Genomic DNA, 7,111 nt, shown 5'->3' on the forward strand with positions numbered 1-7,111 from the left:
GGTACTCAAGATCGTGAGAGGATTACGCCTCCATTCGATCACTGTGACCAGACGAACACGCCGGGGCGACGCGTCGTTCACACAGTAAAGATCCAATCCCCCGCCGCCACATCGCGTTCTTCAAGATTCGCAATGGACCCGGGTTGGGAATCCATCACCACCACGGGGCAGATCGCACTCAACCCACGATCGCGAATCCCCTGCGGAGAGAAGGAGATCAGCGGATCCCCAGCGGCCACTTTCGACTTCTCCGTGGCCAGCAACGTGAAGCCCTCGCCATTCAGGTTCACGGTGTCGATCCCGACATGCACCAGAACGCCGACGCCGCCGTCCGCGAGGACGATCGCGGCGTGCGGATGCAGCTTCAGCACCGTGCCGGCCACGGGCGCGACGACGACGGCCTCGGCACCGTCGGCGGGGACGGACGGCTCGATAGCCACTCCCGATCCCACCATCTCCCCCGCGAACACCTGATCCGGCACGGCCGAGAGCGGCACGAGCCGCCCGGCGACCGGGGCCAGCACGTCGGTCACAGGAGGTCCTGCACTTCCTCGGCGAGCGCGTCGGCGGTCGGCCCGACGACGACCTGCACGGCCGAACCGGCGACCATCACGCCGTGCGAGAGCTTCTTCAGGGCGGCCTGGTCGACGAGGCCGGTGTCCTTGACCTCGCAGCGGAGGCGGGTGATGCAGCCCTCCACCTCTTCGATGTTGTCGGCCCCGCCGAGTCCGTTCACGATGTCCTGCGCCTTCGACATGCCTGCCGCCTTTCGGAGAGGTTCGGGGAAACCGGCTCGCGCCGGACCGAACTGGTTATAACCTGTCGTCACCCTAGTGGACTCGTCCCTCGACAGGAGCGAAAAATGAGTTCCTCATCCGGATCCGGTATATCAGCACGACGGCTCGATCTGAGCGGTCTCCAGAAACTCGGCCGCAGCCTCATGCTGCCCATCGCGGTGCTGCCCGCGGCGGGTCTCCTGCTGCGCCTCGGCCAGGACGATCTCCTCGGCAGGTTCGACTCCATGAAGACCGTCGCGGCGGTGATCGGCGGCGCGGGCAACGCCCTCATCTCGAACCTGCCGATCCTGTTCGCGGTGGGCATCGCGATCGGCTGGGCGAAGAAGGCCGACGGCTCCACCGCGCTCGCGGCGCTCGTCGGATACCTCTCCTTCCAGGCGGTCGAGAAGGCCATGTCGCCGGTCGTGCTCGAGGGCAAGGTCGACAAGGCGGGCGACCCGGCGGTGGTCGACTTCGGCGTCCTCGGCGGCATCGTCATCGGCATCATGTCGGCGGTGCTGTGGCAGCGGTACTACAAGACCAAGCTGCCCGACTACATCGGCTTCTTCTCCGGGCGTCGCCTGGTCCCGATCCTCACCGCGTCCGGCGCGATCGTCGTGGGCGTGATCATGTCCTTCGTGTACCCCCTGTTCAACTGGGCGCTCACCGGCCTCGGCAACTGGGTCGCGGAGCACTCGGTCGTGGGCGGCGGCGTGTTCGGCACCGTCAACCGGCTCCTGCTCCCGCTCGGCCTGCACCACATCATCAACTCGGTCGTCTGGTTCATCCTGGGCGACTACCGGACGGCGTCGGGCGAGATCGTGCACGGCGACATCTCCCGCTTCCTGCAGGGCGACCCGACCGCCGGCACGTTCATGACCGGCTTCTTCCCCATCATGATGTTCGGCCTGCCCGCCGCGGCGTTCGCGATCTACCGCTGCGCCAAGCCCGAGAACCGCAAGACCGTCGGCGGCATCATGCTCTCGGTCGCGCTGACCAGCTTCCTCACCGGCATCACCGAGCCGCTCGAGTTCTCGTTCATCTTCGTCGCCTGGCCGCTGCTGCTCGTGCACGCGCTGCTGACCGGCAGTTCCCTGCTCATCGCGAACTGGCTCGACATCCACCACGGCTTCACGTTCTCCGCGGGCGCGATCGACTACGTGCTCAACTTCGGTAAGGCGACGAACCCGCTGTGGCTCATCCCGATGGGCCTCGTCTACGCCGTGATCTACTACTTCTCGTTCAGCTTCATCATCAAACGGCGCAACCTCAAGACCCCCGGTCGCGAGGACGAGGACTTGGAAGCGGAGGCCACGGCTTGAGCGAGCTCCTGCGCGGCACCGTCGTCACGCCCTCCGGGGCGATCGACGACGGTGTCGTCGTGCTCGCCGACGGCCTCATCGCCGAGGTCGGGCCTGCCTCCGCCTTCCCCGCGGCGACGGTGCCGGCACCGTCGGACCGCGTGTACCTCCCCGGCATGATCGACGTGCACTGCCACGGGGGCGGGGGCTTCGGCTTCCCCGACTCCGACGCCGACGGTGCCCGCGCGGCCGCCGCGCACCACCTGGGCCGCGGCACCACGACGCTGCTGGCCTCCCTGGTGTCGGCCGCGCCGGAGAAGCTGCTGGAACGGATCGCGATGCTCGCCCCGCTGGTCGACGACGGCACCGTCGCGGGCCTGCACCTCGAGGGGCCCTTCCTCGCGCAGGAGGTGTGCGGCGCGCAGGACCCGCGGTACATCATCGACGGCGACCCGGCGCTGCTGGCGACGCTCCTCGACGCCGCGGGCGGCCGGATCCGGTCGATGACGGTCGCCGCCGAGACGGCGTACTTCGCCGAGCTCGCGCGACAGCTGTCGGCGGCCGGCGCGGTCGTCTCCGTCGGGCACACCGCGGGCGACTACGACACCGTCGCCCAGGCGCTCGGCACCCCGGACGGCCCGGTGAGCATCACGCACCTGTTCAACGGCATGCACCCGATGCACCACCGGCACCCCGGCGCCGTGGGCGCGGCCCTGAAGGTCGCGGGTGAGGGCCGCGCCGTCGCGGAGATCATCGGCGACGGGGTGCACCTCGCCGCGGGCACGGTCGCGATGGTCTTCGCGACCGTCGGGCCGGACCACGTCGCGCTCGTCTCCGACGCCATGCAGGCCGCCGGCATGCCCGACGGCCAGTACTCGCTGGGGCCGCTGGACGTCACCGTCGGCGGCGGCGTCGCGCGCCTGACCACGCCCGACGGGACGCCGGGCGCCATCGCCGGCGGCACCTCGTCGGTGCTCGACGTGGCGGTGCGCGCCGTCCGGCACTCGGGGGTGCCGCTCGCCGACGCCGCGCGCGCCGGCGCCACCACCCCCGCCCGGTTGCTGGGCCTGAAGGACCGCGGGGAGCTCTCCGCCGGCCTGCGCGCCGACCTGCTGGAGCTCTCCCCCGAGCTGGAGCTGCTGCGGGTGTTGCGCGGCGGCGAGCAGGTGTAACACCTTCGATACCGGACCGCCGCGGCTTTCCGACCACTGTTGCACCCCGCCTCGCGACGATCCGGCACCGCGCACGCGTGAAACTCCCCGACGCCGCGGTGATCCTCACCGCGGTGGACGCGGCCGAGGACGGGACCGTCGCGGTGTCCGTGGCGGTGTCCGTGCCGACCTTCGACGCCCGGCTGCGCGCCGGGGCGGCGACGTACGGCATCGCCTCGGCGTTCGAGGACTGACGAGGCTCAGGACACGGAGAGGTCGCCGCGGATCGTCGTGCTCGTGGCGCCGCCGATCCAGATCGCGTCGCCGTCCCGCTCGACGTGGACGCGCCCGCGGCGGCCGAGGGCGGTGCCCTGGGAGGCGGTGTAGCGGTCCGGCAGCTCGCCGGAACCGATCAGCCACTGGGCGATCCCGGCGTTGAGCGAGCCGGTCACCGGGTCCTCGGGCACGGCGAGGTCCGGGCAGAAGGCACGCACCTCGACGTCGGCGTCGCCGCCCGCGGGGTACGGGCCGACGACCCCGATCTTCAGGTCCCCCATCGCCGGGAAGTCCGGCCGCAACGCCAGCACGGCGTCGGCGTCGCGCAACCGCGCCGCCACCCAGCCGGGGCCGTTGTCCACCCATGCGGCGGCGAGGATCTCGGTGGCCGGGACGCGCAGTCCCGCGGCGATCCGGCGCACCGTGTCCGCGTCCGCCGGGCCGCTCCGGCGCAGCGGCGGTGCCGCGAAGGCGAGTTCGTCGCCGCGGCGCAGGCGCACCAGGCCGGCGCCGCACTCCTGCACCACCTCGCCCTCCGACGCCGGGACGCCGCCGTCCTCCAGCCAGGCGTGCGCGCTGCCGAGCGTCGGGTGCCCGGCGAAGGGCAGTTCGCCGCCGGGCGTGAAGATGCGCAGCCGGTAGTCCGCCGCGGGATCCGTGGGCCGCAGCAGGAAGGTGGTCTCGCTGAGGTTGGTCCAGCGCGCGAAGGCCGCCATCTGCTCGGCGGTGAGGTCGTCGGCGTCGTGCACCACCGCCACCGGGTTGCCGAGCAGCGGCTCGGAGGAGAAGACGTCGACCTGTCGGAAGCGGTGCATGTTCCTCAGTAAAGCGCACTGAGCGGCACGCCGTGATCGTCGTCCGCGGACGGCCAGGTCGACGGGTCCCATGCCTGCGCGCGCAGGAAGGCCTTGCTGCAGTGGAAGAAGACCTCCTCGATCGCGACCTCGGTGATCATCACCGGCAGCTTGCCCTGCGCCGCCATCCGCGGCGCGTACTCCGCGTCGGCGAGCACCGTGGCGGTGCCGTTGATCCGCAGCGTGTCACCGCGGCCGGGAACGACGAACTCGATCGCGATGTGCGGGTTCTGCAGGAGGTTCTTCAGCCCGTCGAGGCGCCGGTTGCCCGGGCGGTCGGGGAGGGCGACGGTGCGCTCGTCGAGCACCAGCACCGCGCCCTCCGGGTCGCCCTTGGGCGAGACGTCGAGGTTCCCGGCGCCGTCCGCGGTCGCGACGAAGTACAGCCGCGATGCCGCCAGGAAACTGCGGTGCACGTCCGCGAGCTCGGGGCGCACCTTGTCGCGCACACGGTCGATCGGCTCCGCGATCAGCTCGCGCAGCTGCGCCTCGGTCGTGACCCGCGTACGGACGTGGTTCATGGCATCACGATAGGCGCTCCTCGTCCGCCGCCGACACCGCGCTACAGCGGGCGCAGGATGCGGTCGAGGAACTCGCGGGTGCGCGCGTGCTGCGGGGCGCCGATCACGTCGGCGGGGCGCCCCGCCTCGAGAACCGTTCCCCGGTCGACGAACAGCACCTGGTCGGCGACCTCGCGGGCGAAGGCCATCTCGTGGGTCACCACCACCATCGTGCGGCCCTCGGTCGCCAGGTCGCGCATCACGGTCAGCACGTCGCCGACCAGCTCGGGGTCGAGCGCCGAGGTCGGCTCGTCGAACAGCACGGCCCGCGGCCGCAGGGCCAGCGCCCGGGCGATCCCCACCCGCTGCTGCTGCCCGCCCGAGAGCTGGTGCGGGTACTTGTCGGCGTGATCGGCCAGGCCGACGCGGGCGAGCAGTTCCCGGGCCTCCGCCTCCACCTCGGCCGCGGGCCGCTTCTGCACCACGATCGGTCCCTCGGTCACGTTCCCCAGGGCCGTCCGGTGCGGGAACAGGTTGTGCGCCTGGAAGACCATCGCGCTCTGCGCGCGATAGCGCTGCAGCGCCGCCTTCCCCGGCGCGCCGGCACCGAAGTCCACCGTCGCATCGCCGACGGTGACGGTGCCCCCGTCGGGCAGTTCGAGCGCGTTGAGCGCGCGGAGCACCGTCGTCTTCCCCGATCCGGACGGCCCGATGATGACGGTGACCGTGCCCTCGGGGACGGCGAAGTCGATGCCGCGCAGGACTTCCACGTCGCCGAAGGACTTGGTGAGGCCGTGTACCGAGATCAGGTCGGTCATCGCGCCACGTACCTTTCGAATCGGTCCTCGAGTCTCGACTGGAAGACGCTGAGCACCTGGCAGATCACCCAGTAGTAGCAGGCGGCCACCACGTACATGGTGAAGAAGTCGAACGTGGGGGCGGCCAGGATCTGCGCCTGCCGGAAGGTCTCGGTCACGAGGATGGTCGACGCCAGGGAGGTGTCCTTGACCAGCGAGAGCAGCGTGTTCGCCAGCGGCGGCGTGGCGGTGCGGGCCGCCTGCGGCAGGATGATCCGGCGGAGCGAGGTGCCGTAGTCCATGCCGATCGTGGTGGCCGCCTCCCACTGCCCCTTCGGGACCGCGCCGATCGCGGCGCGGATGATCTCCGCCGCGTAGCCGCCCACGTTGAGCGAGAAGGCGATCACCGCCGCGAAGAACGGATCGAAGACCAGGCCGAGAGCGGGCAGGCCGTAGAAGATGATGACCAGCTGCACGAGCAGCGGCGTGCCGCGGATGATCGACATGTAGGCGGTCGCCAGCGCTCGGAGCGGGCGCCGGGCCGACATCCGCGCGAGCGCGACGACGAGAGCGATCACCAGCCCGATCACGAAGCTGATCGCGGTGAGCGGCAGGGTCTTCGTGACCATGGCCTGGAGCAGCGGGACCAGGCTGCGCCGCACCAGGTCCCAGGTGGTGGACCGCTTCGGTGCGGCGCTGTCGGCGCCGAAGTACTTCTGCGCGATCCGCTCGGCGGTGCCGTCGGACCGGATCTCGGTGAGGCCGCGGTTGATCGCGGGCATGAGCCCGGACCCCTTCCGGGCGGCGAACACCGACTCGGACTTGTCGGGCGTCTCGGCGGCGATCTTCACCGGCGCACCGGGATTGACGGCGATGTAGTTGCGGATCACGCCGGTGTCGTTGACCACCACGTCCACCCGGCTCTGCGCGAGCAGCGTCGCCGCCTCGGTGAACCCCGCGACCGGCTCGATCCGCGCGCCCGCCTTCTCGGCGACGCCGGACCAGCTGCTCGTGGAGCTCTGAGCGGCGAGCTTGCCCCGGATGTCGTCGAGGGAGCGCACGGAATCGTCGTCCTTGCGGACCAGGACCGACCCGCTGGCGGTGCTGTACGAGTCGGACAGGTCGTACTTGGCGGCGCGCGCGGGGTTGGCCTCGACCTGGTTCGCCACCAGGTCCAGCCGGTTCGACTCCAACGCCGAGAACATCGAGTCCCACGGCGTCTCCACGAATTCCACACGCATGCCGACCTTCTCGGCGATGGCGCTGATCATCTCGACGTCGTAGCCGGTGAGCTTCCCGGCGTCGTCGTGGTAGCTGTACACCTGGTACACGCCCTCCGTGCCCACCCGCAGCACCCCACCCGCCGGCGCCNGGTCGGCGTGCACCGGCAGCGGACCGGCGATCACCACCATCGCGAGCAGCAGGAACAGCACGCGGCGCGCGGCGGTCACGGGGC

General features: G+C 71.0%; 9 protein-coding genes. 3 read left to right on the plus strand and 6 right to left on the minus strand.

Features of this window, described 5'->3' with window-relative positions:
• Positions 1-77: 77 nt before the first annotated feature.
• The gene (locus ACNAYW_RS17455) at positions 78-533 is read right to left on the minus strand and encodes a PTS sugar transporter subunit IIA (RefSeq protein ID WP_415850932.1); all 456 of its coding nucleotides are present in this window, start codon (positions 531-533) and stop codon (positions 78-80) included.
• On the minus strand, positions 530-757 hold the full coding sequence (locus ACNAYW_RS17460) for a PTS transporter subunit EIIB (protein ID WP_068524062.1): 228 nt from the start codon (positions 755-757) through the stop codon (positions 530-532). Before ACNAYW_RS17460 ends, ACNAYW_RS17455 begins: the two co-directional genes overlap by 4 nt.
• A 105-nt stretch (positions 758-862) precedes the next feature.
• Between ACNAYW_RS17460 and ACNAYW_RS17465 the strand changes: the two genes are divergently transcribed.
• The 3 genes from ACNAYW_RS17465 (at position 863) to ACNAYW_RS17475 (ending at position 3,482) form a co-directional block, all read left to right on the plus strand.
• On the plus strand, positions 863-2,098 hold the full coding sequence (locus ACNAYW_RS17465; RefSeq protein WP_415850933.1) for a PTS transporter subunit EIIC: 1,236 nt from the start codon (positions 863-865) through the stop codon (positions 2,096-2,098).
• Complete coding sequence (locus ACNAYW_RS17470) at positions 2,095-3,249, plus strand: N-acetylglucosamine-6-phosphate deacetylase (RefSeq protein WP_415850934.1); 1,155 nt, start codon at positions 2,095-2,097, stop codon at positions 3,247-3,249. The genes ACNAYW_RS17465 and ACNAYW_RS17470 overlap by 4 nt, the downstream gene beginning before the upstream one ends.
• A 77-nt stretch (positions 3,250-3,326) precedes the next feature.
• Positions 3,327-3,482 carry a hypothetical protein gene (locus tag ACNAYW_RS17475; protein WP_415850935.1) on the plus strand — a complete coding sequence of 52 codons (156 nt, stop codon included), beginning with the start codon at positions 3,327-3,329 and terminating at the stop codon, positions 3,480-3,482.
• Positions 3,483-3,488: 6 nt separating this feature from the next.
• Here the strand turns inward: ACNAYW_RS17475 and ACNAYW_RS17480 are convergent, their stop codons facing one another.
• From ACNAYW_RS17480 to ACNAYW_RS17495, 4 genes are read right to left on the minus strand one after another with little or no spacing between them, the layout of a single operon-like run.
• Positions 3,489-4,319, minus strand: coding sequence for a PhzF family phenazine biosynthesis protein (locus ACNAYW_RS17480; RefSeq protein ID WP_415850936.1), 831 nt, complete (start codon positions 4,317-4,319; stop codon positions 3,489-3,491).
• Positions 4,320-4,324: 5 nt separating this feature from the next.
• Positions 4,325-4,879 (minus strand): MSMEG_1061 family FMN-dependent PPOX-type flavoprotein, encoded by a 555-nt coding sequence (locus ACNAYW_RS17485; protein WP_415850937.1) that lies wholly within the window; start codon positions 4,877-4,879, stop codon positions 4,325-4,327.
• Positions 4,880-4,920: 41 nt separating this feature from the next.
• Complete coding sequence (locus ACNAYW_RS17490; RefSeq protein ID WP_415850938.1) at positions 4,921-5,676, minus strand: amino acid ABC transporter ATP-binding protein; 756 nt, start codon at positions 5,674-5,676, stop codon at positions 4,921-4,923.
• Positions 5,673-7,010, minus strand: a complete 1,338-nt coding sequence (locus ACNAYW_RS17495; RefSeq protein WP_415850979.1) for an ABC transporter substrate-binding protein/permease — start codon at positions 7,008-7,010, stop codon at positions 5,673-5,675. Before ACNAYW_RS17495 ends, ACNAYW_RS17490 begins: the two co-directional genes overlap by 4 nt.
• Positions 7,011-7,111: the final 101 nt, after the last annotated feature.

The organism is Tsukamurella ocularis (assembly GCF_965138335.1).
Taxonomy (GTDB): domain Bacteria; phylum Actinomycetota; class Actinomycetes; order Mycobacteriales; family Mycobacteriaceae; genus Tsukamurella; species Tsukamurella ocularis_A.